The following is a 26,893-nucleotide window of genomic DNA, read 5'->3' as shown; positions in this document are numbered from 1 at the left end:
GGACTCCTCACGACGGGCGGGCGTCGTCGCCCGCTGCGCGCCCATCGTCGCAGACGCGACGTGCCCGCGGAAGGGCACCGCGCCTTGGACGGGCGTGCGATGCGGCCTGGAGGCCCGTGGCGGCGCCGCCCCGCGCCTCCAGGCCGTCAGGCGGTCGCTCTGCGGTCCGTGGCCGGGTCTGCCCCGGCCAGGTCACGGATGCGCTTCGCCGGCACGCCGGCGTAGACGCCGTGCGCCAGCAGGCGCCCGGTGACGACCGCGCCGGCCGCGACGACCACGTCGTGCTCGATGTGCGCGCCGGGCAGGATCGTCGCACGGCCGCCGATCCACACGCGGTCCTCGATGACGACCGGACGGCCGGTCGCGGTGTCGCTCCACCGGCCGTCGGCGTCGATCGCGTGGTGGCTCGTCATGATGAGGACCTGCATGCCGATCGCGGCGTTCGCACCGATGCTGACGGGGGCGATGGCCTCGATGGTCGTCGCGCGGTTGAAGTAGACGCCCCGCGCGACCGACAGGTTGCGCGGGTCGCCCGTGAGCGAGAAGCCGACGCCGGGGGCCGACTCGGCGTGCGCGCCCGCGGCGTTCAGCAGCAGCCGTCGCACGACCCGCGGCAGGAACGGCGAGCCGAGCAGGGCTGTGAGCAGGACGTGCTCCCGGGCGTGCGCGACGTCCTCGCGGAGGCGTCGGGAGAACGTGGAGGGGACGGGGACGGGGACGGCTGGCGTGGCCATGCGGCCTCCTGGGTTCGGGGGACGGTGCGGGGTCGCACAGCCGAAACGTAGGCGCTGCAGGGCCGCTCGACAACGGACGCACTGGTGGTTGCGCGATCCTTGCGGTATCGCCCGCCGGCCGGCACGACGGCGATCTCACCCGGTCGGTGCGATCCGCGCAGCGCCCGTGCACGCCTACCGTGCTGCGGCTGGGAGGCGACATGCAGGAATTCGTGAGCGGTCTGGTGCAGAACTCGTCCTTCGGCGCCTGGGACGTGGTCCTCGCCGTCGTCGTCCTGGTCGTCGGGTGGTTCGTGTCCGTGTGGGCCCGGCGGGGCGTCGTCGTGGCGCTGGCGAAGTGGAGCGGACTCGGGCCGAGCGGGACGAACCTCGCGGCGCGTCTCGTGCGCTACTCGGTCCTCCTGCTCACGATCGGCATCGTCCTCACCGTGCTCGGAGCGCCGTTGCAGCCGGTGCTCGCCGCGGTGATCATCATCAGTGCGGTCGCGTTCCTGGCCCTGCGCGGGATCGCGGCCAACTTCGGCGCGGGGCTGGTCATCCAGGCCCGACGACCGGTGCGGATCGGCGACTCGATCGAGGTCGAGGGCGTGGCCGGCCGCATCGTCGAGTTGACGGGGCGTTCCGTCCTGCTGGCTACCTCGGACGGCAGGACGATCCGGATCCCGAACACCATGCTGCTCGAGAACCCGCTCTGGAACGCCAGCGAGTCGGGGGCGGTCCGGAGCGAGGTCCGGGCGCGGCTGCACGGGTCACCGGACCTCGACCGGGTCTGCCCGGTGCTGCTGGACGCGGTGGCTTCGGTGTCCTCGGTGGCTTCGGTGGCTTCGGTGGCTTCGGTGGCTTCGGGGTCCTCGGTGTCGTCGAAGGATCCCGAGGTCTTCCTGCACACGATCACGCCGGCCTGGGCGGACATCACCATCCGGTTCTGGTCCGCGTACGACGACCGCGAGGCCGCCCGGTCGTCGGTGGTGCGCGCGGTCGCGGTGGCGCTCGGCGGGGCCGGCCTGACCTGCTCGGTGTCGTCGGACGGACCGCGGTTCCTGACCGCGCTCGTCGACGCCGTGGACTGACGGTTCTGCCGGGTCGTGCGGGGTCATGCGGGATCGTGCGGGGTCGTGCGATCTCACCCGTTCCGGGCGTGCACGTCGACGCGCCGGGCGGTGAGGCTCGTCGCGCAGACCAACGAACAGGAGCGGACCATGGCCAAGCAGTTCTCCGGCAAGATCGAACTCGACGTGCGCGACTCCGTCGCCGACTGGGACGCGTTCATCCCGTCGAAGGCGCCGACGGGATCCCCGAACGTCCTCGTCGTGCTCTACGACGACACCGGGCAGGCAGCGTGGTCACCGTACGGCGGCCGGATCCAGATGCCCACGATGGAGCGGCTCGCCGCAAACGGCCTCACCTACTCGCAGTGGCACACCACGGCGCTCTGCTCCCCCACGCGGTCGACGTTCCTGACCGGCCGGAACCACCACGCGAACGGGTTCGCGTCGATCTCGGAGTCGTCGACCGGGTTCCCCGGCTACAGCTCGCACATCCCGCCCGAGAACGCGACGATGGCGAACGTGCTCCGTGACGCCGGGTGGTCGACGTTCTGGGTCGGCAAGAACCACAACGTCCCCATCGACGAGTGGACGGCCGGCGCCTCCAAGAAGAACTGGCCGCTCGCGCAGGGCTACGACCGGTTCTACGGCTTCATCGGCGGTGAGACGAACAACTGGTACCCCTCGCTCGCCGAGGACAACCACTACATCGACCAGCCGTCGCTGCCCGAGGACGGCTACCACCTGTCGAAGGACCTCGCCGACCAGGCGCTGAAGATGATCCGCGACACGAAGCAGACCGAGCCGGACAAGCCCTGGTACCTGTGGTTCTGCCCGGGCGCGAACCACGCGCCGCACCACGCCCCGCAGGAGTACATCGACAAGTACAAGGGACAGTTCGACGACGGCTACGAGGCCTACCGTGAGTGGGTGCTCCCCCGGATGATCGAACGCGGCATCCTCCCGGAGGGCACCGAACTCACGGAGCTCAACCCGATGACCCCCGGCACGTTCTCGGACTCCGACGTCGTGCGTCCGTGGGACGAACTCGACGCCGAGGAACGCGCGATGTTCAGCCGGATGGCCGAGGTCTACGCCGGGTTCTCCGAGTACACCGACGCGCAGGTCGGCCGCATCGTGGACTACCTCGAGGAGTCCGGGCAGCTCGACAACACCATCGTCGTCTACTGCGCGGACAACGGCGCGTCGGGCGAGGGCAGCCCGAACGGTTCGGTCAACGAGGGCAAGATCTTCGGCGGCTACCCCGACGACCTCGCGCAGAACCTGACGATGGTCGACGAGCTCGGCAGCCCGGACACCTACAACCACTACCCGACCGGATGGGCGGCGGCGTTCTCGACCCCGTACCGGATGTTCAAGCGGTACGTGTACCAGGGCGGGATCTGCGACCCGCTGGTGATCTCGTGGCCGGCCGGCATCGCCTCCCGCGGCGAGGTCCGGAACCAGTACCACCACTCGACCGACATCGTGCCGACCATCCTCGACGCCTGCGGCGTGACGTTCCCGGACACGTACGCCGGCGTGGAACAGCGACCACTCGACGGGGTCTCGATGCGGTCGTCCTTCGACGCAGCCGACGAGCCGACGTCGAAGCACACGCAGTACTACGAGATGTTCGGCAACCGCGGCATCTGGCACGAGGGCTGGAAGGCGGTGACCGAGCACGGACCGGGAGCCGGGACGAGCGGTTTCGACAGCGACCGGTGGCAGCTGTTCCACACCGACGTCGACCGCTCCGAGGCGCACGACCTCGCCGCGGAGCACCCGGACAAGGTCGAGGAACTCGTGGCGCGCTGGTTCGCGGAGGCGAAGGCCAACAACGTGCTGCCCCTGAACGACCTGCAGATCCTGGGGAACCCCGAGGACTTCGAGACCTTCATCACGATGGAGTTCAAGGTCCCCGTCCCGCCGAGCGGGCAGTACACGTACTACCCGGGCACCACCGAGGTGCCGGAGCGTTCCGCGGCCAACGTGCACGGGGTGTCGTACAAGATCGTCGCGGACGTCGACTTCACGCCGGACACCGAGGGCGTCGTGTTCGCGCACGGATCCCGGTTCGGCGGCCACGCCCTGTACGTCAAGGACGGGGAGCTGTCCTACGTGTACAACTTCCTCGGCATCCCGCCCGAGAACGTCGTCTCCACCCCGGCTCCCACCTCCGGGCGGCACCTCGTCGGGGTCTCCTTCACGAAGGAGGGCACCGGGGAGTACCGCGAGGCCACCGGACCGCTCGCGCTCTTCGTCGACGACGAGCAGGTCGCCGAGACGCCGATCAGGACCGTGCTCGGGCACTTCTCGCTCTGCGGCGAGGGACTCTGCATCGGCTACGACAGCGGCGACGCCGTCACGCAGGCCTACGCGGGCGAGCGGTTCGAGTTCCACGACGGCACGATCCACAAGGTCGTGTTCGACATCGCCGACGACGCCTACGTCGACCTCGAGGCGCACCTCGCCGCCGCGATGTCGCGCGACTGAGATGGCGACCCGGCAGGTGGGGGCGGCACCGGCGCGCAGCCGGACGTGGTTCGCCCCCACCCTCCGGGGCTACGACCGCCGGTGGCTCGGGCGCGACGTCCTCGCCGGCCTGAGCGCCGGCGCGGTCGTCGTCCCCCAGGCCATGGCCTACGCGAGCATCGCGGAGCTGCCAGCACAGGTCGGGCTCTACACGTGCATGGCGCCGATGGCCGTCTACGCCCTGCTGGGCGGGTCGCGCGCGATGAGCGTGTCGACGACGTCGACGATCGCGACGCTCAGCGCCACGACGTTCGTCTCCGCGGGCGTCGCGGTCTCGTCCGACGACGCGCTCCGCGCACTGTCGACCCTCACCCTGCTCGTCGGCGTCGTCCTCGTCGTCGCCCGGCTGCTCACCCTGGGCTCGCTCGTCGAGAACATCAACAAGTCGACGCTGATCGGCGTCCAGATCGGGGTCGGCGCGACCGTCGCGGTCGGGCAGATGCCGAAGCTGCTCGGGCTCACCGACGACCCGACCGGCACAGGGTTCATCCGCTCCGTGGTGGCGGTCGTCGAGGCGCTCCCCCGTGCGCACGGCCCGACGGTCGCGCTGTCCGTCGCCTCGGTCGCCGTGCTCCTGCTGCTGCGCCGCTTCGTGCCCGCGGTGCCGGGTCCGCTCGTCGTGGTCGCCGGCGGCATCGCGGCCTCGGCCGTCCTGCACCTGACCGACCTCGGCGTCGAGGTGATCGACCCCGTCCCGAGCGGTCTCCCAGTACCCGTGCTGCCCGACCTGACCCTCGTGCCGGCGATGCTCCCCGGTGCCCTCGGCATCGCGATGATGGCGTTCCTCGAGTCCGCAGCGGTGGCACGTGGGATCCGACAGCCGAGCGAGCCGCCGATCGACAGCGACCGCGAGCTGCTCGCGGCCGCCGCGGCGAACCTCGCCGGGTCCCTGACCCAGACGCTGCCGGCCGCCGGCGGGTTCTCGCAGAGCGCGGTCAACCAGCGGGCCGGCGCACGCACCCAGGTGTCGACCCTGGTGACCGTCGCGCTCGCGGTGTTGGTCGCGCTCGTCCTCGGACCGGTCCTGGCCCTGATGCCCACGGCGACCCTCGCCGCGCTCGTCGTCACCGCCGTCGTCGGACTCATCGACGTCCCCGCGCTCCGGAGGCTGGCCCGCATCAGCCGACGCGACTTCTGGCTCGCCGTGGTGACCGCGGCGGTCGGACTGACCGCCGGACTGCTGGCAGCCGTCGTCGCCGGGGTCGCCGGGACGTACTTCCTGGTCCTCCGCGAACTGCAGCGCGTCCGGCTGGCCCCGGGCCCCGTCGTCGGCACGACGATCAGCGCACGGATCGAGGGCGCCGTGTACACCGCGAACGTGCTGGCGTACGAGAACGCCGTCCTCCGGCTCGCCGACGACGAGGACGGGGCCGACGCCGTCGTCCTCGACCTGTCGCGGATGCACGAGGCGACCGTCACCGTCCTCGACGGCCTCGCCGACCTCGATCACGAGCTCGCACAACGCGGCGTCGTGCTCCTGCTCGTGGGCCTCCCCGGGTCGGCTACGGCGACGGCGACGCGGACCGCGTGGTTCCGCGGGCTCGTCGACGACGGCAGGGTGCTGCCGACGGTCGACGCCGCGATGGCCGCGCGGACGACTCAGGCTGCGGCTGCCGACCCGGGCTGAGGCCGGGATCAGCCGTCCCAGACCACCCGGAAGCCGATGTGGGTGGCGGCGGAGTCGCTGGTCTGCGGCGAGCGAGCCGCCGGCCGGTACCGCAGGCAGTACTCCGGCGCGCACAGGTGCGACCCGCCCTTGAGGACCCGCGTGACGGTCGACGGCGTCTCCGGGGCGGCGTCGTGGTGGGTGTCCGTCGGGCCGCAGCCGCAGTGCGCGGACGACTCGGTCGCCCGCGCCTCGGCCGGCGGCGTCGGGGTCGTCGACGGATCGTGCCGCTCGGTGTACCGCGAATCGGTCCACTCCCACACGTTGCCGATCATGTCCACCAGACCGAGCGCGTTCGCGGGGAACGAGCCCACGGGCGACGTCCCCGTCCACCCGGCAGCCCCGGTGTTGCGGTACGGGAACGCCCCGTGCCACGTGTTGGCCATCGTCCGCCCGCCCGGGTGCGCCTCCATCCCCCAGGCGAACGGCCACGACGGGTCACCGCCGGCGCGCGCCGCGTACTCCCACTCGGCCTCGCTCGGCAGTCGCCCACCGACCCACGCCGCGTACGCCGCCGCATCGCCGTGCGAGACCTGGACCACCGGGTGCTCCTCGCGTCCGTCCACCGACGACGTCGGCCCGGCCGGGTGCCGCCAGTCAGCACCCGGACACCAGGTCCACCAGGCCCGCCAGTCGCCGAGGTCCACCGGTCCGGTCGTGGGCGCGAACACCAGTGACCCCGGAGCCCGGTCGGCCGGCGCGAGGTCGGGGTACTGCACGGGGTCGAGCGCGCGCTCGGCCTCGGTCGTCCACCCGGTCGCCGCCACGAAGGCGGCGAACTCGGCGTTCGTGACGGGGTGCGCGGCGATCCGGAACGCGGCGACCGTGCGTTCGTGCACCGGCCCCTCGTCGGGGTAGTAGCGGTCCGAACCCATCAGGAACGCACCGCCCGCGACGTCCACGGCCTCGAGCAGGGTCTGCATGCACCCGATCTTCGGGCGTCGGGACCGCGGGCCGCCTCACCCGGAGCGGATGAGGCGGCCCGCCCTCACCCGGATGGGGTGAATGTCCTCAACGCGCACGACGATCCCTCGCCTCAACCGCCCGCCGCACCTATCGTGAGCAACGCAAGCCTTTTCAGGGAAAGGCCTCCACATGCACACCTTCCAACAGACCAGGAGCAGCGGACAGCGCACCGGCACGGGGACGCCGGTCGGGTCGGATCCGACCACGACGGTCCCACCCACCGATGCGTTGGAGCGACCGCGGCTGCTCGACCACCTCCGACGGTTCCGCCGCTCCGACCGACGCCTGCTCACCATGTGGGCGCCGGGCGGTGCCGGCAAGTCCACCGCGCTCGCCGCGTGGGCGGAGCTCCTCACGGCGGACGACGTCGTCGTGCGGTGGCTTGACGCGGACACACTGCTGCAGGAGGACCCGCCGCAGACCGTGCACGACGACACCGAGCAGTGGCTGTTCCTCGACGACGTCGACCGTCTGCTCGGCGGGCTCGGTGTCCCGCCGCTCATCCGGCTCCTGCGCGCGTGCGGTCCCCGGACCCGCGTCGTCGTCGCCGGACGCTTCGAGCCGAGCGGGTTCGCCGCCGTCACGCAGGCGGCAGGCGGGCGGCTCGTCGTCCCGACGCAGGACCTCGCGTTCAGCGTCGAGGACACGCTGGCCCTCGCGCTCCGCTTCGACCTGGTGCTGCCGATCCAGGATGCCGAGACGCTCACCCACCGGACGGCGGGGTGGGCTGCGGGGCTCGCGCTGGCGATGCCGTACCTGCTCGAGCAGTCCGACCGCGGCGCAGCGGTCCGCCACTTCGGCGGCGACCAGCACCAGGTCGCCGACTACCTGGTGGCACGGGTCCTCGACACGCTGGACGACGACCACCGCGACGTCCTGATGCGGACGGCCGTCGGGTCCGAGGTCCCGCTCGCCCTCGCCGTCGAGCTCACCGGGCGTGCCGACGTCGGCACGGTGCTGCAGCGGCTGAGCGCCCGGAACGTGCTCGTGACCACGAGTGCCGACCAGGACGGCTTCCGGTTCCACCCGATCCTCGCCGGCTTCATGCGCGCCGAGTTCCGTCGCCGCGACGAGTGCGGCGCGGTCCGCAACCACGTCGCGGCGGCCGGGTGGTACGAGTCCAGGGGCCTGCACGTCCTCGCGCTCGAACAGGCACTGCTCGCGCGCGACCAGTCGGCGGTGCGCGGGCAGCTGGAGCGGTCCGGCGGTGTCCTGCTCATGGAGGGCCGCGCGGCCATCGTGGCGACGGCTCTGCGAGCGCTCCCACCGAGCCAGGACTCACTGGCCACGCTCACGATCCGCATCGGTATGGACGCCCCGTCGTTCGCGGACCGCATCGGCACCGAGGAACGGTTCGCCCAGGCGGCCGCGCAGCTCGCTGCAGCCGCACCCGAGGACGCACGGGTGTGGCGGCCGGTCATCGAAGCGCTCCGGTCGTTCACCGTCGAGGACCCCGACGACGCCTCGGCGCGGTTGCAGGAACTCGGCGCGTACCTGCGGCAGACGCCCGTCGAGTCGCTCGACGTCGCGCTGCTGCTCCGGGCTGCGGTCGCCTGGTGCCTCGTCGTCGCCGGCCGCCGGCGCGACGCCGACCAACTGCTCCGGTCGATCCAGGCGGCCGCTGCGCACGCCGGGTTCTCGTGGGTCTTCCTCATCGCCTGCGACACCGCCGCGACGCTCGCCGTCCGCACCGGCGACTGGCGGACGGCCTGCGAGTACGAGGCGCGGATGGGCGCACTGCCGTTCGACACCGCGCCGCCCTACAACCGCGCGACCGCCCGCGCGCTGCTGCTCGCGACATCACGCTCCTACCTGCGCTGCGAACCGGTGTCGTTCACCTCGTTGCACCGCATCGACCAGGCCGACCCGACCGGCAGCGAGCTCGGGCTGCTCTTCCAGGTGCGCGCGCTGCTCCTCGTCGCGGCGATCGACGCCTCGTCGGCCCCGCGCGAGGCCCTCGCCCGGCTCGTGCAGCTCGTCCGCTTCGACGGCCGTGACCACCCGCGGGTGGTCGCCGGGGCCGCGACGCGCCTGCACGCCTGGTCGAGCACGCTCCACGGCGCACCCGCAGCGGCCGAAGTCCGCCGCATCGTCGCCGACGTCCTCGGCACCGACTCCCTCGAGGTGAACACGCTCCGGCTGCTGGCCGGCGGGCGGACCGACCACCTCGTCGAACGCGACCTGGCCGCAGCGGTCGACGGCGACGACGCGGCGTGGTCCGGCACGAGCATCGTGAACGCCCACCTCGCCCTCGCCGAGCACGCGTGCACGCACGGCCGGCCCGCCGAGGCAGCCGAGCGGGTCCGCCGCGCGCTCGCCGTCAGCGAGGAGTTCGGCTACGCCCGCGAGTTCCTCGCGTGCCGGGGTGCGGGCGCGCAGCTGGTGTTCCGGCACCACGGGTCGTACGGGGCGCTCGAGCCGTACGCCGACCACGTCCTCGCGCTGGCCGAGCACGAGCGGATCGGCGTCGGACTGGAACGTCCGGAGGCCACGGTCCCGCTGACCCCCAAGGAGCAGGAGCTGTTGCTCGAGCTTCCGGCGCACCAGACCGTCGCCGAGATCGCGGCGAAGCACCACCTCAGCGTGAACACGATCAAGACCCACCTGCGGAGCATCTACGGCAAGCTCTCCGCCGCGGGGCGCACCGAGGCGGTCCAGGCTGCTCGTCGGCGCGGCCTGCTCTGAGGCGGTCCGGCCGCGGACCCGGCGTGCTCGGGCCGGACCCCCGGCGTGCTGCGGACACGACGGAGACCTCACCCGGATCAGGGGAACCCCGCACCGGCCCCCGCGCGGGATGATCGTGGCTCCACGACGAGCAGGAGGCCGACGATGAGCCGCTACGAGGTCCGTCTTCCCTACGCGATGTCGGAGACCCTCGTCGCCGCGTTCCCGGAGTTCTCGCTGGTGCAGATCGGCCCCGGCGAGACGCTGCTCGTCGGCGACCTGTCCGACCAGACCCAGCTGCACGGGCTGCTGGCCCGGATCGCCGACCTCGGGCTCGACATCGCCGAGCTCCGGCAGCTGCGCTGACCGCCGGCGGGCACGCGCGGCTTCGAAGGCCTCGGAGGCTTCGGTGGACTCAGCGGCCTCAATGGCCTCAGCGGCCGAGTTCGGCGACGGCCGCCCGGTTGCTCGGGAAGAAGCGACTGCCCCCGACCAGGTCGAAGTGCTCGAGGTCGGCCCGCGTCGCGGCCCGCGCCCGCGAGAAGCCGACCTCGACCCCGTTGGCGCGGGCCCAGTCGAGCGCCTCGCCCGCGACGTCCGCCGCGGTCGTGTCGATCCCGGTGACCGCGCTGCAGTCGAGCACCAGGGCGTGCACCGGGACGGCCGGGTCGCCGGGGGCGAGCACGGAGCGGACCGCCGATGCGAAGCGCTGGGCGTTGCCGAAGAAGAGCGGTCCGGAGAACCGGAGGACCACGACGCCGGGTGCCGACGAGACGCTGCCGTCTCGGGCGGCCCGGAACACGTCGACCGGGTCGCCGCTCGGCACCAGGACGTCGGCGGGCGGGTTCGCGGCGGACCGGATGACGTTGACGAGCGACAGGACGAAGGCGATCGCGATGCCGATGATCGGACCGAGCAGCAGCACCCCGAGGAAGCAGACGGCGGCGACGGCGAACTCGAACCGTCGGAGCCGCCAGAGCCGGGCGAAGTCGCGGAGGCCCAGGAGCGGCACGACCGCGACGGCGACGATCGCGCCGATCGCCGGCGAGGGGATGTCCTGCAGCAGCTCGGTGCCGAAGCAGACGACGAGCAGGGTGAGCACCGCGGCGATCAGCGACGGCAGCTGGGTCCTGGACCCGCTCTGGTCCATGGCCGCCGTCCGCGAGGCCGACGAACCGACCGTGAACCCGCCGGTGAGGCCGGAGCCGAGGTTCGCAGCACCGAACGCCCAGAGGTCGCGGTTCGCCCGGTCCGTGTAGTCGTGCGCTTCGGCGTACCGGCGGGCCACGAGCAACCCCTCGGCCATCGCGACGAGGGTCAGCGCGACGGCGCTCGGGATGACCTGGACCCACTGGTGCCACGAGATCTGCGGCCACGTCAGGGTCGGGGGTCCGGCCGGCACCTCGCCGAGCACGGCCACGCCGGCGTCGTCCAGCCGGAACACGACCAGCACGACGGTCGTCAGGACGAGGACGACGAGTGCCCACGGGATCGCTCGGAACCGGCGGCCGATGACCAGGACGGCCACCGACCCGACGGACAGGCACACCGACCACACGTTGAGGTGTCCGAGCCCGGTGACGAGTTCCCCGAACCGTGGCAGGAACTCGTCGCCGCTGTTCACCTTGACCCCGAGCATCTTCGCCACCTGGCTGAGCAGGATGTCGAGCGCGAGACCGCCCACGAACCCGACCAGGATGGGCGCGGACAGGAAGTTCGCCAGGAACCCCAGCTTCAGGACGGCGCACAGGGCGAACACGACGGCGCCGACGACTGCCTGCGCCAATGCGAGCTGGACGTACGACGCGCTGCCCGTCGCCGCGAGCCCGGCGAGCGAGGATCCGACGAGCGCGGCCGCTGCGGCGTCCGGCGACGCCACCAGCTGCCGACTCGAAGCGAGCAGGGCGAACAGCACCGCCGGCACGATCAGGGAGTACAGCCCGGCGGTCGGTGGCAGACCGGCGATCTGCGCGTACCCGATGTTCAGCGGGATGGCGATCGCCGCGAGGGTCACGCCGGAGAGTGCCTCCGTGCGCCACGAGTGACGGTCGAGCCCGGCCAGGATGCGCATCAGAACGCACCGATGCCCTTGCCGATGGTCGTCACACCGATGACGAGCAGCAGGACGGCCATGATCGTGGCGTTGTTGGCGGTGAGCCAGTCGCGCAGCGCCCCGAGTGCTCCCTGCACCCGGGTGCTGGCGAGCAGGTAGCCGACCACGGGGACGGCGATGCTCAGCGACGCGAGGACGACGAACACGACGAGCGCCCAGACGACCGACCCGGTGTCCGCGCCGCTGGTGCCGACGGTGACGCCGGCCGCCACGGCCATCATGAGGTTCTTCGGGTTGACGGTGGCGAGCAGGAAGGCCAGTCCGGCGGCGCGCACCGGTGTCATCGAGTCGATCGCGGACATCCACTTCGGGGGCGTCGCGGTGGTTCCAGGGGCTGGCCGGGCCCGCCACTGCCGCACGGCGAGCAGCACGAGCAGCACGCCGAGCACCAGCTTCACGACCCCGGCGACGGGTTGTGACGCGTCGGGGTCACCGGCCGGGATCAGGGACGACAACAGGGTGACGACCACGACGGCCACCGCGATGCCGGAGACCCAGCCGACCAGGAACGCCGTCGCGACCGACCTGGCGCGCGGCGCGAGCAGCATCAGGATCGCGGCGATGATCGGGATCGGGCTGATCGCGATGGTCACGGCCTGCGGCAGGAGCTCGCCGATGAGCGGAGCGGTGTTCACGGGGTGCCCTTCGTCGTCGTGGTGCCGCCGGGAGCGGTCGGTGTGCGGCGGTCCGTCCGCCGAGTTGGGGGCCCGAGGCCGGTCACGTCGCCGAGCACCGGGCGCATCCACCGCGCGTCCGGGTTCGCGTCGACCAGGACCGCGCGGACCAGCAGGGTCAGCGGGATGGCGAGGACGGCGCCCATCGGCCCGAGCACGGCCGACCAGAAGACGACGGACAGGAACGCGATGGTCTGGTTGAGGGACACCGCCGACCCGACGATGTGCGGCTGCAGGCCGGACTGGATGACCCCGTTGATCACGGCGTAGACGACGATGACGACGATCGCGTTCTGCCAGCCGTTCGCGAGCAGGGCGAGGACCACGGGCGGGATGATGCCGATCCAGTACCCGATGTTCGGGATGAAGCCGGTGATGAAGGCCAGCAGGCCCCAGAGCGCCGCACCGGGGACCCCGAGCAGGACCAGCGCGAGGGCGTCGAGCGCGGAGACCGCGGCGCCGAGGACGGCCGTGACGACCATGTACCGGCGGACACTGACGGTGAAGCCGGTGAGCGCCTCGACGAGCTGGGGACGGACCGGCCGGAGCCGGTCGGCGATGAGTCGCCCCCACCCGGCGTCGAGGGTCATGAAGACGATCAGCGCGAGGACGACGACCAGGCCGACGCCGAGGCCGAAGACGCTGCCGACCAGGTCCGACACCGCGCCGATGACGGTGCCGGGGCTGAGCCCCGCCAGCAGTCTCTGCACCTCCTGCTGCCCGACGCCGAGCGACGTCAACCACTGCCCGAGCTGGTCCTCCACCGCGTGCATCTGGTCGGCGTACTGCGGGAACAGCGTGGCGAACTGCGCGACCGAGACCACGAGCGCCAGCGAGAACCCCACCAGCAGCACCAGGATCACCACGATGACGACCGCCGAGGCGAGGCTCCGGGCGAAGCCGAGTCGTTCGAGGAACACCCGGGCCGGCTGGACGCAGATGGTGACGACGAGGGCGAGCGCCGTGGGAGCGATGATGCCGGCGAACCGGGAGCAGCCGACGGCGACGACGACCGCTGCGGCGAGACCGAGCATGATGCGCAGCCCGCGACCGGACCCGACCGCGGCCGCCGGTGCGGCGTCGTGCCCGGCGTCGGGCGCGGCGGCGCTCGGCATCGTCGGATCGTCGGGTCGGCGCGGTCGGCGCGGTCGGCGCTTCCAGAGTGACATCGGGCCTCGTCTCCCTCGCGGCCCCGGTCCCCGGATGCCGTGCTCGGACGCTAGTGCGCCGCGGAACCGACGGGATCGTCAGTTCCGGGTGAGACCCCGGCGTCGCCGCGAGCCCCCTCCGGACGCTGGAGGACCTCGAGCACGGCGACGAGGACGAGCGCGCCGACCAGGGTCCACACGACGAGCGCCGGTTCGAGCGGGCGGCCGAGCACGATGACGGTGGCCGCACCGAGCGCGATGAGGGCGCGGATGACGACCCTGCCCCGGTACAGCTGCACCCCGACCCGTCCGGTGCCGATGCCGAGGGCGTCGCCGCGGCGGCGGAGTGCCCCGGCACCGCGGACGGCGAGGCTCCGCAGGCGTCGGGCCGTGTCGGACGAGCCAGCGAACCACGCGACGATGGCCACGCACGCCGCGAGGACCGCGCCGGCCACGGCGGCGTGCGCGGCGAAGGCCACCACGGTGTCGTAGACGGCTCGAGCTGCGTTGCGGGGCATGAGGTCCGGCGCCAGCGCCCGCACCGCGAACACCCGTCCGATCCCGATCCCGGCGAGCGTGGCGAGCATGGCGAGGGCGACGCCGACCGCGGCGAGGGTGAGCGCCCGGGCCCGGCGTCTGGCCATGACGACGCCGACGGCGATGCAGGCGACCAGGAGCCACGGCAGCCACACGGCGGACACCTGCAGCAGGGTGTACCCGGTCTGCGCCCGGACCGCTGCGTCGGACGTCGCGATGACGATGGTCCGGTCGACCGCGGGGATCCGTTCGGCGAAGATGAGCCCCCGGTCGACGAGCCGCTCCTTGACCTCGGCCACCACCGGCCCGAGCTGGATGCCGATCGACCCGTCCGCTCCGATCGCGACCGCTGCCCGTCGGTCGCCGCTGAGCGACGCCACCATCTGGGTGTGCCCGGTGCGGAGCAGCTGCTTCCACAGGTCGGCGAACTGGTCGGACGCCACGAACCGGTTCACGGTGCCGGAGACCAGGTCCTGGATGCCGGCGGTCGCCGGTGCCTCGAGCGCCGAGAGCGCGGTCTTCGCCCGGGGTGGCAGGTCCAGCCCGCGGATGCCATCGAAGAGCGCCCCGGTCAGCCCGGCGACGTCCAGCTGGTCCTCGATCGCGCCGACCGTGCGGTCCGCGACCAGCGTCTGGACCGCCCGGTCGCGGGCGAGCGGCGCGAACGTCGCCACGAAGGCCTCGGTCGAGGTGACCTCGCGCTGTGCCCAGGTGGTGATCACCACCACCGGTGCGAGCAGCGCCCCGACGACGATCAGTGCGGCGGACGGGATCGCCCAGCCCCACCCGCGGCGGCGGACCGGGGTGTCGTCAGCGGTCTGCCCGGCGAGCCGGAGGCGCAGGTGCTCGTTTTCGGCGCGGAGTGCGGCGAGTTCGTCCTCGGTGGTGGTCATGGGCTGCGGTCCTTCCCGGGAGCGGCGAACGTCAGGAGATCAGGGCGGAGACGGCCTTCTGCAGCTGCAGCACACCGATGACCAGGATGAGCGCCGCGTTCAGCACGTTGGTGTGGCCGGCGATCCAGGTGCGCAGGCGCTCGAGGAGCGGTGCCGCAGCGTCCCCACGCGCGAGCACGAAGAACACCGGGACGGCGATCGGTGCGACCCCGACGACCACGAAGGCGATCGCCACGGCGGCGCCCTGCCCGGCGGTCACCGGGGCGCCGGCGATGTCGAGGCCGGCGATGATCGCGCACGAGGCGTCGACGGGGTTCACGGCGAAGATGCCGAACCCGAGCGCGAGGGACCGCGCCGGCGTGAACTCGCTGACCTTCTGCAGCCAGCCGGGCAGCTGTGGTGCGGCTGCCGCGACCTGCTCGGGCGTCGACGCCTCGGACATCTTCCGCAGGTCACGGCCGCCCCGTCGGAACACCCAGACCGCGGCCGCGAGCAGCCCGAGGGCGATGACCAGCCGGACCACGGCCGTCCAGAGCGGGGTGTCGGTCCGAGGGTGGAAGTCGATCGCGCTGAACACCGCGACGGAGACCCCCACGACGACCACGGTGGCGAGCAGCCAGCCGACGAAGAACGCGAGGCCGTTGGCGCGGTACCGCCGCGAGAGCAGTTCGGCCACCAGGGCCATGATCGCCAGCGGGCTGAGCAGGATCCCGAGCGCCGGCGCGATGAGGCCGACGATGAGCGCACCCATGAGCCCGGTCCTTCCGCTGGGGTGGCGACGCGCCGCCGACGTCAGGTGTCGGCGGCGCGTCACCGGGGGCGCACGCTCAGCGCGCGCCGGTCATGTCGTGCGCGAGCTCGTGTTCGTCGTCCGCCGACAACGAGGTCTGCACGATGGTCCCGCCGAAGCGGGAGAGGGCTGCACCGAACTTGTCCTCGGTGATCTTCGTGGCGTAGATGACGACCGCGGAACGACCGTCCGCGACGGCGCTCTTCACCCGGTCGCGGAACTCGGCGTTCAGCCCGGTCTTGTCGAGCCCGGCGAACAGCGCGCCGAGCGCACCGCCGATCACCAGTCCGAAGAACGGCACGAAGAACAGGAGTCCGAGGAGGGTGCCGAACAGGGCACCTCCGGCGGCACCGGCCCCGACGTTGCCCGCCGGACCGGGGGTCTCGACGTGCGTCTTGCCCTTGTCGTCGACGCGGACGAGCGCGAGGCCGGACAGCTCGACGACGAGGTCGCTCTGCAGCTGCTGGACTTCCTCGTAGGCGGCGACGGCACTGGCGTCGTCGTCGAACGAGATCACGATGAGGTCTGCCATGATCGTTTCCTTCCGTTGGTGGTGGTCGTCACTCGGAGTAGCGGCTGACCCGGACCGGGCCGGCACCGTCGAGGAGGCGGTGGGCGGCGTCGACGGCCTGGCCGTCGCCGTGCACGATCACGAGGTACCGGTCGGCCTTCAGGTCGTCCTCGTACTGCGGGATCTCGTCCTCGGGGACGGCCAGGCCGATGAGTGCGCCGAGACCCGCACCGATGCCGGCTCCGACGAGCGTGCTGGCCAGCCACCCGGCGGCAGCGACCCACCCGATGCCCGGGAGCCAGACGAACCCGAGCAGCAGCCAACCGGTGAGCGCGCCCCACAGGGCACCCCACCCGCCGAACGTGCCGGCCTCGTTGCCGACCGGGATCCAGCCGTGCACCTTCTTGTCGTCCTTGACGCCCTTGCCGACGATCGAGACGACGTCGTCGCCGTACCCGGCGTCCTTGAGTGCCTTGGCGGCGCCGAGGGCCTCGTCACTCGTGGCGAAGACACCGACGGTCGAGTCGGTGGCGGTGGTCGTGGTGGCCATGGGGGTTCCCTTTCCTCGTGGTTGTCGAACGGTCGTACTGCAGGTGGTCGGTGCCCGTCACCCGCCGATGAGGCGCTGCTTGGCGGCGGCGAACTCGTCGTCGGACAGGAGGCCCTGCTGCCGGAGCCGACCGAGTCGCTCGAGCTCGCTCAGCAGGTCGGGAGCAGCGGGGACGTCCGCCACGACGCGTTCCGCTGCGGCGCGTTCCGCTGTCATCCGCTCCTCTGCGGCGCGGTCCTCCGCCACACGCTCCTCGTGCCCGCGCACCGCACCGCCGACCGCCGACGCGGTCCCGGCCACGACCGCGGTCCGTGCAGCGAGCCCGAGCAGTCCGGGTCGGCCGAATCGTCGGAACGGCATGGTGTCTCCTAACCGATGTGCGCCGAGGCGGCGAGGTCGTTGAGTTCCGGTGCGGGGACGCGTGCGCTCCAGAGCAGCTGGCCCCCGCTGTCGGCGAACCGCTCCGCCAGGTCCTTGGCCCAGAGCTGCTCGATCACGACGATCGCGGCCGAGGTCCCGGGCGCGAGCGTGTCCGCGACCTGGTCGACGTCGTCGTTGGCGGCCAGGCCGCGGGCTTCGAGGGCGACCGAGCCCGATGTGCCGGTCCTGGTCACGTCGTCGAGCTCGCGGACGTGGACGGTGCCGTCCTCGGCCCGGCTGATGAGCAGCAGGTCGAGGACCCGGACCGTCTCGGCGTCCGTCAGGTCGACGAGCGCGTCGAGCACGGCGTCGTCGGGCAGCTCGCCCCGGAACGCGACGACGAACACCTCGGCCGGGCCGTACGTGAAGGTGGTCACGGTGCCTCCCCTGTGGTCATGGCACCAGGTGTAGCCGCGGCGGAACCGGTCGGGCACCACCCTGAGCGGGTGATCTGGCACGCCTCCGCAGATCACCCGGGGCGGGTGATGCACCGCCGGCACCGGTCGTCGATCGTTGCGTCCATGAACCCCGTGACAGCACGACCCGCGGTGACGCCGTGAGCATCGGCGGTGGGATCTTCCTGCTCGTCGTCGGCGCGATCATGGCGTTCGCGTTCGACTTCACGGTCGTCGGCATCGACATCCAGCTCATCGGCTACATCCTGATGGTCGCCGGCTTCCTGGTCCTCGTGCTGGGGATCGTCCTCCGGCTCCGGCCGCGCCGTGCCACGACGAGCGTCGTCACCGAGATCGACCCCGTGACCGGACAGCGTGTCGTCCGCCGGGTCGACGAGGACGACCGAGGGGTCTGACCGGCACCGTGCTCGCCGTGATCGGCCAGCTGCTGCCCCTCGCCATCGCCGGTGCGCTGAGCTCCGTCCCCATCGCCGCGGTGCTCACCCTGCTGCTCGGTGGTCGCGGCCTCGGTCCGGCCGTCCTGTTCGCCGTCGGCTCGGTGACCGGGGTCTTCGTCGTCACGGTCGCCGCGACCGCGCTGCTCGGCCGTGTCCTCGTGGTGGACCTGCCGGCGACGGCGTCACCGGGCCTCGGCCTGGGCGAATGCCTGCTCGGGGTCGTCGCGGTCCTCGCCGCGGGGGTCGTGTTCCGGCGCCCCGCCGCAGCGGGACCGAGCCGGACGAGCGCACTCCTGACGACGGCGGTCGGCACCGTCCGACCCGCCGTCGCGCTCGCAGTGGGGGCGGCGCTCGCGCTGCGCCCGAAGGCCCTGCTGCTGGCGTCCGGCGTCGGCATCGTGCTCGCCCCGGCTGAGCTGCCGGCGGTGCCGTCGACCGTCCTCGTCGGGGCGAGCACCTTGCTGATGACGGCCACGGTGACGGGGCCGATCGTCTTCGCGCTGGTCGGCGGGGAACCGGCCCGCGCGGACCTGGAGCGGTTCCGCACCTGGCTGCGGCACAACTCGCGCGCCGTGACCGTCGTCGTCCTCGTGCTCGTCGGCGCGGTCCTGGTCGGCGACGGCCTCGGACGGCTCTGACGCCCCACGCACGAGCCGTCGGGCGACCGACGACGACGACCGACCGACCGACGACCGACCGCCGACTCGCTACTCCCGCGCCGCCAGCGCCGTCTGCCGCGGCAGCTCCCCGAACTCCTGCCGGTAGCTCCCCGCGAACCGGCCCAGGTGCGCGAACCCCGTCGCCCGGGCGATCTCGGCGACGCTGCGGTCGTCGCCGGCCTCGAGCTGCTCCCGGGCGAGCAGGAGCCGGATCCGGCGCAGGTACATCGTCGGCGTGATGCCGTGGTGCCGCTGGAACGCCGCCTGCACCCCGCGGACACTCAGCCCCGCGGCCTCGGCGACGTCGTTGACGGTGATCTGCTCGGTCGCGTGGTCGAGCAGGAACGTCTCGGCACGGGCGAAGCGCGCGGTCGACGCCATCACCGGCTCGTGCTGCCCCACCGGCCAGTGCGGGATCGCGGTCAGCAAGCCGCCGGCCGCGAACCGGGCGAGTTCGCGCTCCCGCTCGAGCGGCACGTCCGTCGGACCCTGCAGGACCTCCTGCGCGACCGACCGGACCATGAGCCACCAGGCGGCGAGCGGCGCACCCTCTGGCACGTGTCGGGGACGAAACTCCAGCGGACCCGGCGCCCAGTCACCGCGCTCGGCGGCGACCTGCTCGACGATCGTCCGGTCGATGCGCAGCACGTCGTGCTGGAAGTCCACCCACCGGAACCGCTGCGGGTCCTGTCGGTAGAGCACGGGGCGGCCGATCTGCACCGGGTTGTCGTCGACCTGCGCCGAACCGGCCTTCACCCAGACGATCATCATCGCCCGCCCGGGCTCGACCGCGCCGCTCAGGGCACCCGTGCACCGCGTCGACTCGAGGGAGAGCAGGGCGGTGCCCCGCACGCGTTCCTCGAAGACGAAGCCCTCTCCGGTCGCCTCCACGGTGAGTCCGTGGGTCACGTGGGTCACCGACAGCGCCTCGGCCGCGACCGACGGCTCGTCTGTCCTGATCTCCCGCTGCGTGCGGTGCATCATCTCGGGCACGTGATGATCCTCGCGACATGTCGGCATCCGCGCAACGCACGACGCGCCGGGTTTCCTGGACGACGACCAGCATCCGCGCGTTTGACTGATGCGACATGAAGTACATCCAGTACGACCGCTCCACGTTCCTGACGAGCGACGACGTCGCCGACGCCGTGATCGAGTACGCCGCGGCGCTCGCCGGCGGCAGTCGCGCCGACGCGATCGCGGTCCCGACGGTGGCGGAGGACGGCACGATGACGACCACGAAGATCCTCATCGGCCCGTCGAGCGAGATCGTCGTCGCCGACGCGGACGAGGACGAGCTCGAGGTCGAGAACGGTGAGTTCGTGGAACGCCTGCGTGCTGCAGCGCAGACGTTCGACCACCCTGAGACGATCCACGCCGACACCCGCTCGGACCTGACGGGCGACGGACCGGTCGCCTGACCGCAGCGCGGTCGGAGCGACACGCACCGCGCGCACAGCGCCCACCGCGCTCACCGCGCGCACCGCGCTCACCGCCCGAGGTCGGTCGGGAACCTGCTGGCGTCGACCGCCAGGACCGCCTCGGTCCGTCGGCTCAGCTCGGCCAGGAACGCCCCACTCTCGGGTTCCAGGTCGTCGTCCGGCGCCGGCTCCAGGGCGACCGCCACCGCTGGTGCGAGGAGCAGCTCCACCGTGCTGGCCGCGCCGAAGTCGTCGGTCGTCGGGACCGACACGACGTCGCTCAACCGGCTCTGGTGCAGGGCGGCCGCGTACCGGATCACCGCGTCGGCGACCGTGTCACCGGTCAGGACCCGGACGGTCCCCGCGTAGTTGACGTACTTCATCGGTGCTCCCTCGTGACGAGGGGCATCCGCCGCGGTGACGGTTCCCTGATCCTGCTGGACAGTAGGCCGTGGTCCCCGCGTGCGTCACAGACACCGAGGCCGACGCCGACGCCGAGGGGTCTGTCCACTCCGCGCTGTCGCTCGGGATCCCGCTGGTAGCAACGAGGTGCGTGCCGCCTCCCGTGCGGCGCGGGAAGGAAGCGACTCTTGACCGAGATCACCGCCCACCACGGGCTCTTCAAGGACACGAACCTGCACGTCGACGACACCGGCGGCTCCGGCCGCACCGTCGTCCTGATCCACGGCTGGCCGCTGTCCGGCGAGTCCTGGAGCAAGCAGGTCCCGGCGTTCGTCGACGCCGGACACCGCGTCGTCACCTACGACCGTCGCGGCTTCGGTCGCAGCGACAAGCCGAAGACCGGCTACGACTACGACCACCTCACCGAGGACCTGCACACGATCCTCACCGAGCTCGACCTGCGAGACGTCACCCTCGTCGGCTTCTCGATGGGCGGCGGCGAGGTCGCCCGCTACTTCTCGAAGTACGGCACCGAGCGGCTGCACAGCGTCGTCTTCGCCTCGGCCGTGCCGCCGTACCTGCTGCAGACTTCGGACAACCCGGACGGCCCGCTGCCGAAGGAGCAGGCGGCCGAGATGACCGCGGGCCTGACGAAGGACGAGGACGCGTTCTACGACCAGTTCACGACCGACTTCTTCTCGGTGGACGGCACCCTGGTCGTCTCCGAGGAGGACCGGCAGCAGGCACTCACGCTCGCGAAGCAGGCATCGAAGACCGCCGCGCTCGAGGCGATGGCGTCCTTCGCGAACACCGACTTCCGTGACGACCTGCCGAAGGTCACCGTGCCGACGCTCGTCATCCACGGTGACGGCGACGCGACCGTGCCGTTCGACGGCTCGGGTGCCCGCACGCACGCCGCGATCGCCGGCTCCGAGCTGCACGTCGTGGCCGGCGGCCCGCACGGCGTCAACGTCAGCCACCCGGACGAGTGGAACCGCGTGGTGCTGGCGTTCCTCGCGAAGTAGCGCGGAACGCTCAGCGTCCGCGGCACGGAACGCGACCGACAGGCGGACGGGAGGCCCGTGGCAGACCCGCCACCCCTCCCTCGCAGGCTCGGTCGGCGCGGCCCGCGTGCCGCTGGCGCGTCACGCTGATCGGCCCGCGCCCGTCCTCCTGTGCGCAGGTCCAGGGCCCCACTCAGGCCGCGGGAGCCACCAGACCGGCGCGCCGGCGCAGGTCGAGCGCGGCCGCGACGAGCTCGCGGGTGCGCGGGTGCGCGCCCGCGTCGAACAGCCGCTCCGCGGGGCCCACGTCGACGACACGACCGCCGTCGAAGACCGCGATGCGGTCGGCGACCCGGCGCACGACGGCGAGGTCGTGCGAGATGAACACGCAGGTCGTGCCGGTGGTGCGCTGCAGGTCGAGCACCAGGTCGAGGATCCGCGCCTGCACCGAGACGTCGAGGGCCGACGTGGGTTCGTCGCACACCACCAGCGGCACCGGTCCGGCGAACGCCCGGGCGATGGCGACGCGCTGCTTCTGCCCGCCGGACAGCTGGGCCGGCCGGCGGTCGAGGACGTCGGCGGGCAGCCCGACCCGCGCCGCGAGCTGCTCGGCGGTGCCGTCGCCGTGCAGCAGCCGGATCGCCCGTCCGAGCACCTGTCGGACCGTCCGTCGCGGGTTGAGCGAGGCGTCCGCGTTCTGGAACACGACCTGCACGGGTGGGGTGCCGGTCGGCGTCCGGTCGCCGGCGTCCAGCGTGATCGTGCCGTCGTGTCGGACCAGTCCGGCGAGTGCTCGGCCGAAGGTCGTCTTGCCGGAGCCGGACTCCCCCACGACGCCCAGCACCTCACCGCGGCGCAGCTCGAGGTCGATGCCGTCGAGGGCGACGGCGCCGTCGTACTCCTTGCGGAGGCCCCTGATCGTCGCGAGGACGTCGTGCTGCGCGGTCTCGGCGGTCGTGCCCGTCGTTCCCGCCTTGCCCGTCGTTCCCGCCTTGCCCGTCGTGATGTCGGGCAGGGCGTCGACGAGCTGCTTCGTGTACGGCTCCGTGGGGTGGAGCAGCACCTGGGTCGCGGTGCCCTCCTCGACGAGTACCCCGTGGCGGAGCACCCCGACCCGTCCGCAGTGCGCCGCGACCAGCGGCAGGTTGTGGCTGATGAGCAGGGTCGCGAAGCCGATCTCGGTCCGGAGCTCGTCGATGAGCGCCATGATGCCCGCCTCGACCGTGCTGTCCAGGCCGGTGGTGGGTTCGTCGAGCACGAGCAGGCGCGGACGGGCCACCAGGGCCATCGCGATCGCGACGCGCTGCTGCTGACCGCCGGACAGCTCGTGCGGGTACCGGACCCCGATCGTCGTCGGCGACGGCAGCCCGACCCGGGTGAACGCCTCGATCGTCGCGGTGTCCGCAGTCGCGCGGCCGGAGCCCGTGGCGCGCAGGACCTCGGCGACCTGGCGTCCGACCGTCATCGTCGGGTTGAGGGCGAGGCCGGGTTCCTGGTGGACGACCGCCACGACGTCGCGCCGGAACCGCCGGAGGCGCTCACCGCGCAGGGACGCGACGTCGACGCCGTCGACGACCAGCGCCGACGACCCGACGGCGGCGTCCGGGCCGAGCGACGCCGTCAGCGTGCCGGCGACGGTGCTCTTGCCGGAGCCGGACTCGCCCACGAGCCCGTACGAGCCACCGGGCTCGATCACGAACGCGACGTCGTCGACCACCCGGGTGCCGCGGTACGACACGGTGAGCCCCTCGACGCGGACCAGTGCGTCGGTCGTGCCGGTGGTCCGGGACTGCTGGCTCGTGCCGGTCTGCTCGGTCACTCGGAGACCTCCTTGAGGTTGTCGGCGATCAGGTTCGCGGACACGACGATCGACGCCACGGCGACACCCGGGAACACGACCGTCCACCACGCGGCCTGCAGGTAGGCGCGGTTCGCGTTGATGTCGAGCCCCCAGTCGGCGGCCGGTGGTTGCGAACCGAGCCCGAGGAACGACAGCGACGCGGTGATGAAGATCGCGGCACCGAGGCTCAGGACCGCCTGGATCACGAAGACCCCGATCACGTTCGGCAGCAACTCGGTGACCATCGCCCGGACGGCGCTCTCGCCCTGCAGCCGTGCGGCCTGGACGTAGGACTTGCCCATCTCGACGAGCACCGCGGCCCGGACGATCCGCGCGATGCCCGGCGCGAAGAGCACGCCGACGATGAGGACGAGCGCGGGCGTCGACACCCCGAACGCACCGACGAGCACGACCAGGAAGATCAGGCTGGGCAACGCGAGCAGCACGTCGAAGAACCGCATCAGGGCGGTGTCGACCCAGCCGCGGTGGTAGCCGGCGAGCAGGCCCAGGGTGCCACCGACGACGGTCGCCAGCGCCGCGCCGAACGGGCCGATGACGAGCGCCGGCCGGGCCCCGGCGGCGACGCGGGCGAAGACGTCGCGGCCGAGCGAGTCGGTGCCGAACCAGTGCGCAGCGCTCGGCGCCTGCAGGAGCTCACCGGTGCGGGCGAAGGGCTGCAGGCCGAGCAGGTGCCAGCCCACGGCCAGGACGACCCACCAGAGCAGGATCGCCACGGAGACCAGGAACGTGGGACGCCGGAGGAGTCCGCGCCACCCGCGGCGGGTGACCCGTGCGGTGCCCGTGGTGGTCGACGCCGACGGCCGACCGGCGAGGGCGTCGGTCTCGACGGCGCCGGGGACGACGGCGGTCATGCGGTGGCCACCCGTTCGAAGCGGATCCGGGGATCGACCACCACGAACAGCAGGTCGGTGAGCAGGAGCGCGCCGAGCGAGAGCGCTCCGGCGAGCATCACCCCGCTCTCGAGCAGCAGGGCGTCCTTGCGTTCGGCGGCCGACACGAGCAGCGCGCCGAGGCCCGGGTAGGAGAACAGGGTCTCGACGATGACGCTGCCGCCGAGCAGGGTGCCGAGGTAGATGCCGAGCACCGAGAACGTCGGGATGAGCGCGTTGCGGACGACGTGCCGGCGGACGACCTGGCCGGTGGTCAGGCCCTTGAGCACGGCGGTGCGGTGGAACTGCGACCGGATCGTCTCGATCGTCCCCGCACGCACCATCCGGGTCAGGACGGCGAGGTACGCCAGGGCGAGCACCACGGCGGGCAGCGTGAGCACCCGGAGCCGCTCGCCGAACCCGGCGTCGAGCGCACCGGATGCCTGCACGGGCACCACCCGCAGCCAGACCGAGAAGACGAGCAGCAGCACGATCCCGACGACGAACTCCGGCACCGCCGAGATCGTCAGCAGCCCGACCGTGACGGCACGGTCGGAGCGGCGACCCTGCCGGTACGCCTGCACGGCGCCGAGCGTGATCGCGACCGGCACCATGATGACGAACGCGTACGCGCCGAGCAGCAGGGAGTTGCCGAGACGGCCGAGCACCAGGTCGCGGACCGGCTCGGAGTAGACGAAGCTCGTGCCCCAGTCCCCCGTGACGAACCCGCCGATCCAGTGCAGGTACCGGCTGACGAGGGGCCCGTCGAGCCCGTGGTCGACGTTCCACGCGCGCACCTGCGCCGCCGTCGCGTACTGCCCGAGGGCGTTCCGGCCCGGGTCCCCCGGCACGACCTGGACGAGCCAGAACGTCAGGACGGAGACCACGACCAGGACGAGCGGGATCTGGACGACCCGTTGCCCGACCAGGGTCAGCAGACGACGGCGGCGCGCGGTGCTCATGACGCGGTGACCCCGATGCCCCGGAAGTCGAACCCGCCCGGGAAGTCCTGCCCCGACCGGAAGGTGCCCGTGACGCGCTTCTGCAGCAGGATGCTGCTCGACGCGAACGCGGGGACGATCACGGGCAGGTCGGTCCACTCGATCTCGGCGATCTGGTTCGCCAGGTCCTGCCGCTCCGACTCGTCGGTCGTCGACTCGTACCGGTCGGTCAGCTGCTCGAGCTCCGGGCTCGAGTACTTCGAGGCGTTCCAGACGGCGCCGTCGCGGTAGATCAGGTCGACGTACTGCGCGGGCAGGCGCTGCGCCCAGTTGGTGATCGTCACCGGGGCGTTCAGCCACGGGGTGTCGTCGCCGTCGGCGTAGTACTGCGCGCTCGTCAGCACCTTGAGGGTGACGTCGAACCCGCCGACCGCCTCGAGCTGCTGCTGCACCACCTGGGCGAGGGCCTTCTCGGCGTCGAGCGTCGTGATCTCGAAGGAGACCGTCCTGCCGCCGAGCAGGTCCGCGACCTTCGCCTTGTCCTGCTCGCGCTGCTCGAGTCCCTTCGGTTGGATCGCCGAACTCGGGAAGAACGTGGTGTCGTTGCCGACCTCGGCTGCGCCGCCGTAGACCGTCTTGACGATCTCCTCACGGTCGAGCGCGAGGGCGAAGGCCTCACGGACCTTCGGGTCGTCGAAGGGCGCCTTGGTGACGTCGAGGAAGATGCCGTCGAACTTGTTGAAGTACGGCTCGGTCTCGGTGTAGTCCGAGGCCTGCAGCGTCGACGTCGCGGTGGGGCTGGCGGCGATCTGGTCGATCTCCCCGCTCTGGAACGCGAGCAGCTGGGCCTGGTCGTCGGCGTAGAACTTCACGTCGACCTGCTGCAGCTCCACGTCCTTCGCGTCCCAGTAGTCCGGGTTCTTCGTGAACGTGGCGCCCTGGCCGGCCGAGTACTTCGTCAGCACGAACTGTCCGGCGCCGACGGGCTGCTTGGCCCAGTTCGCGCCGGCGTCGAAGCCGGCCGGCTGGATGGTCGTGTTCGAGCCCGTGAGCAGGTAGGGGAAGTCGGCGTACGGCTTGGCGAGCGTGAAGTCGATGGTCGAGGCACCGTCGGCGGCGACCGACTGCAGGATGCCGTCGAAGCTCGACTTGCCGGGCGACTGGCTGTCCTTGCCGATGATCGAGTCGAACGTCGCGACGACGTCCTTGCTCGTGAGCGCGGCACCGTCGGAGAACTGCAGGTCGTCGCGGAGCTGCACCGTCCAGGTGCGTCCGTCGGACGACGCCTTCCACGAGTCGGCCAGACGGCCCTCGAGCTTGCCCTTCGCGTCCTGGCTGAGCAGGCCCTCGGACGCCAACCCCACGATGAACATCGCGTTGTAGTCCGAGGTGGTGAGCGGGTTGATCGTGCTGTCGGGCTCCTGGAGTCCGAGCGTGTAGGTGCCGGTGTCCGAGGACGATCCGGGCGAGGCATCGCCGCCGGACGAGCACGCGGCGAGCGTGAGGGCGAGGGCGGACGCGGTGGCCGCGAGGGCGAGGCGCTTGAGGCGACGCCGCCGCGACGTGAGGTCGACGGTCACGGATGACTCCTAGGGGTTCGGGTTGCAGGGGTGCGGTGCTGGGAGGGGTGGTGCGG

General features: G+C 72.2%; 26 protein-coding genes. 9 read left to right on the top strand and 17 right to left on the bottom strand.

The genetic code is table 11. The annotated features are described in order from the left end of the window. Positions 1-146 precede the first annotated feature (146 nt). A complete protein-coding gene (locus tag HQQ88_RS01460; protein ID WP_173168435.1) occupies positions 147-734 on the bottom strand; it encodes a DapH/DapD/GlmU-related protein in 588 nt (195 codons plus the stop codon). A 200-nt stretch (positions 735-934) separates the two neighbouring features. Here HQQ88_RS01460 and HQQ88_RS01455 point away from each other — a divergent pair, with 200 nt between their 5' ends. The 3 genes from HQQ88_RS01455 (at position 935) to HQQ88_RS01445 (ending at position 5,942) form a co-directional block, all read left to right on the top strand. Then, positions 935-1,804, top strand: coding sequence for a mechanosensitive ion channel domain-containing protein (locus HQQ88_RS01455; RefSeq protein WP_173168434.1), 870 nt, complete (start codon positions 935-937; stop codon positions 1,802-1,804). Between the two features lie 129 nt (positions 1,805-1,933). Continuing rightward, the gene (locus HQQ88_RS01450) at positions 1,934-4,276 is read left to right on the top strand and encodes an arylsulfatase (RefSeq protein WP_173168433.1); all 2,343 of its coding nucleotides are present in this window, start codon (positions 1,934-1,936) and stop codon (positions 4,274-4,276) included. Position 4,277: 1 nt separating this feature from the next. Beyond that, positions 4,278-5,942: a SulP family inorganic anion transporter gene (locus tag HQQ88_RS01445; protein ID WP_173168432.1), complete on the top strand. Its 1,665-nt coding sequence runs from the start codon at positions 4,278-4,280 to the stop codon at positions 5,940-5,942. Positions 5,943-5,950: 8 nt separating this feature from the next. Here the strand turns inward: HQQ88_RS01445 and HQQ88_RS01440 are convergent, their stop codons facing one another. Then, positions 5,951-6,904: a formylglycine-generating enzyme family protein gene (locus HQQ88_RS01440; protein ID WP_173168431.1), complete on the bottom strand. Its 954-nt coding sequence runs from the start codon at positions 6,902-6,904 to the stop codon at positions 5,951-5,953. Positions 6,905-7,076: 172 nt separating this feature from the next. Here HQQ88_RS01440 and HQQ88_RS01435 point away from each other — a divergent pair, with 172 nt between their 5' ends. Both HQQ88_RS01435 and HQQ88_RS01430 read left to right on the top strand, forming a co-directional pair. Next, positions 7,077-9,632, top strand: coding sequence for a LuxR C-terminal-related transcriptional regulator (locus HQQ88_RS01435; protein WP_173168430.1), 2,556 nt, complete (start codon positions 7,077-7,079; stop codon positions 9,630-9,632). A gap of 144 nt (positions 9,633-9,776) precedes the next feature. Beyond that, positions 9,777-9,977, top strand: a complete 201-nt coding sequence (locus HQQ88_RS01430; RefSeq protein WP_123292622.1) for a hypothetical protein — start codon at positions 9,777-9,779, stop codon at positions 9,975-9,977. Between the two features lie 67 nt (positions 9,978-10,044). Here HQQ88_RS01430 and HQQ88_RS01425 read toward each other — a convergent pair whose 3' ends face one another. The 9 genes from HQQ88_RS01425 to HQQ88_RS01385 form a co-directional block, all read right to left on the bottom strand. After that, positions 10,045-11,682 (bottom strand): SulP family inorganic anion transporter, encoded by a 1,638-nt coding sequence (locus HQQ88_RS01425; protein WP_254066819.1) that lies wholly within the window; start codon positions 11,680-11,682, stop codon positions 10,045-10,047. After that, positions 11,682-12,359 carry a GAP family protein gene (locus HQQ88_RS01420; protein ID WP_173168429.1) on the bottom strand — a complete coding sequence of 226 codons (678 nt, stop codon included), beginning with the start codon at positions 12,357-12,359 and terminating at the stop codon, positions 11,682-11,684. Before HQQ88_RS01420 ends, HQQ88_RS01425 begins: the two co-directional genes overlap by 1 nt. Beyond that, entirely contained in the window at positions 12,356-13,513 is a 1,158-nt protein-coding gene (locus HQQ88_RS01415; RefSeq protein ID WP_173168428.1) for an AI-2E family transporter, read from the bottom strand. Before HQQ88_RS01415 ends, HQQ88_RS01420 begins: the two co-directional genes overlap by 4 nt. A 104-nt stretch (positions 13,514-13,617) precedes the next feature. Continuing rightward, on the bottom strand, positions 13,618-14,976 hold the full coding sequence (locus HQQ88_RS01410) for a hypothetical protein (RefSeq protein WP_173168427.1): 1,359 nt from the start codon (positions 14,974-14,976) through the stop codon (positions 13,618-13,620). A gap of 31 nt (positions 14,977-15,007) precedes the next feature. After that, positions 15,008-15,727 (bottom strand): GAP family protein, encoded by a 720-nt coding sequence (locus HQQ88_RS01405; RefSeq protein ID WP_173168426.1) that lies wholly within the window; start codon positions 15,725-15,727, stop codon positions 15,008-15,010. 76 nt (positions 15,728-15,803) lie between these two features. Next, a complete protein-coding gene (locus tag HQQ88_RS01400) occupies positions 15,804-16,298 on the bottom strand; it encodes a DUF1269 domain-containing protein (RefSeq protein WP_123292617.1) in 495 nt (164 codons plus the stop codon). Positions 16,299-16,326: 28 nt separating this feature from the next. Continuing rightward, positions 16,327-16,827: a DUF1269 domain-containing protein gene (locus tag HQQ88_RS01395; protein WP_173168425.1), complete on the bottom strand. Its 501-nt coding sequence runs from the start codon at positions 16,825-16,827 to the stop codon at positions 16,327-16,329. 57 nt (positions 16,828-16,884) lie between these two features. Continuing rightward, positions 16,885-17,187 carry an SHOCT domain-containing protein gene (locus HQQ88_RS01390; RefSeq protein WP_173168424.1) on the bottom strand — a complete coding sequence of 101 codons (303 nt, stop codon included), beginning with the start codon at positions 17,185-17,187 and terminating at the stop codon, positions 16,885-16,887. 8 nt (positions 17,188-17,195) lie between these two features. Then, a complete protein-coding gene (locus HQQ88_RS01385; protein ID WP_173168423.1) occupies positions 17,196-17,624 on the bottom strand; it encodes a DUF6325 family protein in 429 nt (142 codons plus the stop codon). A gap of 179 nt (positions 17,625-17,803) precedes the next feature. Between HQQ88_RS01385 and HQQ88_RS19785 the strand changes: the two genes are divergently transcribed. Both HQQ88_RS19785 and HQQ88_RS01375 read left to right on the top strand, forming a co-directional pair. Further along, a complete protein-coding gene (locus tag HQQ88_RS19785) occupies positions 17,804-18,058 on the top strand; it encodes a DUF6458 family protein (RefSeq protein WP_123340453.1) in 255 nt (84 codons plus the stop codon). A gap of 17 nt (positions 18,059-18,075) precedes the next feature. Further along, complete coding sequence (locus HQQ88_RS01375; RefSeq protein ID WP_173168422.1) at positions 18,076-18,738, top strand: GAP family protein; 663 nt, start codon at positions 18,076-18,078, stop codon at positions 18,736-18,738. A 69-nt stretch (positions 18,739-18,807) separates the two neighbouring features. On the opposite strand, the gene HQQ88_RS01370 is transcribed toward HQQ88_RS01375, so the two are convergent. Next, on the bottom strand, positions 18,808-19,743 hold the full coding sequence (locus HQQ88_RS01370) for an AraC family transcriptional regulator (RefSeq protein ID WP_254066867.1): 936 nt from the start codon (positions 19,741-19,743) through the stop codon (positions 18,808-18,810). A 104-nt stretch (positions 19,744-19,847) separates the two neighbouring features. Between HQQ88_RS01370 and HQQ88_RS01365 the strand changes: the two genes are divergently transcribed. Beyond that, the gene (locus HQQ88_RS01365; RefSeq protein WP_123938229.1) at positions 19,848-20,180 is read left to right on the top strand and encodes a hypothetical protein; all 333 of its coding nucleotides are present in this window, start codon (positions 19,848-19,850) and stop codon (positions 20,178-20,180) included. 68 nt (positions 20,181-20,248) lie between these two features. On the opposite strand, the gene HQQ88_RS01360 is transcribed toward HQQ88_RS01365, so the two are convergent. Continuing rightward, a complete protein-coding gene (locus tag HQQ88_RS01360) occupies positions 20,249-20,563 on the bottom strand; it encodes a hypothetical protein (protein WP_123672695.1) in 315 nt (104 codons plus the stop codon). Between the two features lie 207 nt (positions 20,564-20,770). Here HQQ88_RS01360 and HQQ88_RS01355 point away from each other — a divergent pair, with 207 nt between their 5' ends. Further along, positions 20,771-21,607, top strand: a complete 837-nt coding sequence (locus HQQ88_RS01355) for an alpha/beta fold hydrolase (protein ID WP_133938270.1) — start codon at positions 20,771-20,773, stop codon at positions 21,605-21,607. Between the two features lie 172 nt (positions 21,608-21,779). Here the strand turns inward: HQQ88_RS01355 and HQQ88_RS01350 are convergent, their stop codons facing one another. The 4 genes from HQQ88_RS01350 to HQQ88_RS01335 are packed head-to-tail and all read right to left on the bottom strand — an operon-like array spanning position 21,780 to position 26,837. Further along, positions 21,780-23,405 carry an ABC transporter ATP-binding protein gene (locus tag HQQ88_RS01350; RefSeq protein ID WP_173168420.1) on the bottom strand — a complete coding sequence of 542 codons (1,626 nt, stop codon included), beginning with the start codon at positions 23,403-23,405 and terminating at the stop codon, positions 21,780-21,782. After that, the gene (locus HQQ88_RS01345; protein ID WP_123938233.1) at positions 23,402-24,298 is read right to left on the bottom strand and encodes an ABC transporter permease; all 897 of its coding nucleotides are present in this window, start codon (positions 24,296-24,298) and stop codon (positions 23,402-23,404) included. The genes HQQ88_RS01350 and HQQ88_RS01345 overlap by 4 nt, the downstream gene beginning before the upstream one ends. Continuing rightward, on the bottom strand, positions 24,295-25,278 hold the full coding sequence (locus HQQ88_RS01340; protein ID WP_173168419.1) for an ABC transporter permease: 984 nt from the start codon (positions 25,276-25,278) through the stop codon (positions 24,295-24,297). The genes HQQ88_RS01345 and HQQ88_RS01340 overlap by 4 nt, the downstream gene beginning before the upstream one ends. Next, the gene (locus HQQ88_RS01335; protein ID WP_123292605.1) at positions 25,275-26,837 is read right to left on the bottom strand and encodes an ABC transporter substrate-binding protein; all 1,563 of its coding nucleotides are present in this window, start codon (positions 26,835-26,837) and stop codon (positions 25,275-25,277) included. The genes HQQ88_RS01340 and HQQ88_RS01335 overlap by 4 nt, the downstream gene beginning before the upstream one ends. Between the last annotated feature and the right edge of the window lie 56 nt (positions 26,838-26,893).

The organism is Curtobacterium sp. VKM Ac-2861 (genome assembly GCF_013204965.1).
Classification (GTDB): Bacteria; Actinomycetota; Actinomycetes; order Actinomycetales; family Microbacteriaceae; genus Curtobacterium.
Note: the sequence above shows the minus strand (reverse complement) of the source record. Positions and strands in the feature narration are given on the sequence as shown.

Coding starts and splice junctions, on each gene's coding strand:
- HQQ88_RS01460 (WP_173168435.1), bottom strand. CDS start 734: ATGGCCACGCCAGCCGTCCCCGTCCCCGTCCCCTCCACGTTCTCCCGA.
- HQQ88_RS01455 (WP_173168434.1), top strand. CDS start 935: ATGCAGGAATTCGTGAGCGGTCTGGTGCAGAACTCGTCCTTCGGCGCC.
- HQQ88_RS01450 (WP_173168433.1), top strand. CDS start 1,934: ATGGCCAAGCAGTTCTCCGGCAAGATCGAACTCGACGTGCGCGACTCC.
- HQQ88_RS01445 (WP_173168432.1), top strand. CDS start 4,278: ATGGCGACCCGGCAGGTGGGGGCGGCACCGGCGCGCAGCCGGACGTGG.
- HQQ88_RS01440 (WP_173168431.1), bottom strand. CDS start 6,904: ATGCAGACCCTGCTCGAGGCCGTGGACGTCGCGGGCGGTGCGTTCCTG.
- HQQ88_RS01435 (WP_173168430.1), top strand. CDS start 7,077: ATGCACACCTTCCAACAGACCAGGAGCAGCGGACAGCGCACCGGCACG.
- HQQ88_RS01430 (WP_123292622.1), top strand. CDS start 9,777: ATGAGCCGCTACGAGGTCCGTCTTCCCTACGCGATGTCGGAGACCCTC.
- HQQ88_RS01425 (WP_254066819.1), bottom strand. CDS start 11,682: ATGCGCATCCTGGCCGGGCTCGACCGTCACTCGTGGCGCACGGAGGCA.
- HQQ88_RS01415 (WP_173168428.1), bottom strand. CDS start 13,513: ATGCCGAGCGCCGCCGCGCCCGACGCCGGGCACGACGCCGCACCGGCG.
- HQQ88_RS01410 (WP_173168427.1), bottom strand. CDS start 14,976: ATGACCACCACCGAGGACGAACTCGCCGCACTCCGCGCCGAAAACGAG.
- HQQ88_RS01405 (WP_173168426.1), bottom strand. CDS start 15,727: ATGGGTGCGCTCATCGTCGGCCTCATCGCGCCGGCGCTCGGGATCCTG.
- HQQ88_RS01400 (WP_123292617.1), bottom strand. CDS start 16,298: ATGGCAGACCTCATCGTGATCTCGTTCGACGACGACGCCAGTGCCGTC.
- HQQ88_RS01395 (WP_173168425.1), bottom strand. CDS start 16,827: ATGGCCACCACGACCACCGCCACCGACTCGACCGTCGGTGTCTTCGCC.
- HQQ88_RS01390 (WP_173168424.1), bottom strand. CDS start 17,187: ATGCCGTTCCGACGATTCGGCCGACCCGGACTGCTCGGGCTCGCTGCA.
- HQQ88_RS01370 (WP_254066867.1), bottom strand. CDS start 19,743: ATGATGCACCGCACGCAGCGGGAGATCAGGACAGACGAGCCGTCGGTC.
- HQQ88_RS01365 (WP_123938229.1), top strand. CDS start 19,848: ATGAAGTACATCCAGTACGACCGCTCCACGTTCCTGACGAGCGACGAC.
- HQQ88_RS01360 (WP_123672695.1), bottom strand. CDS start 20,563: ATGAAGTACGTCAACTACGCGGGGACCGTCCGGGTCCTGACCGGTGAC.
- HQQ88_RS01345 (WP_123938233.1), bottom strand. CDS start 24,298: ATGACCGCCGTCGTCCCCGGCGCCGTCGAGACCGACGCCCTCGCCGGT.
- HQQ88_RS01340 (WP_173168419.1), bottom strand. CDS start 25,278: ATGAGCACCGCGCGCCGCCGTCGTCTGCTGACCCTGGTCGGGCAACGG.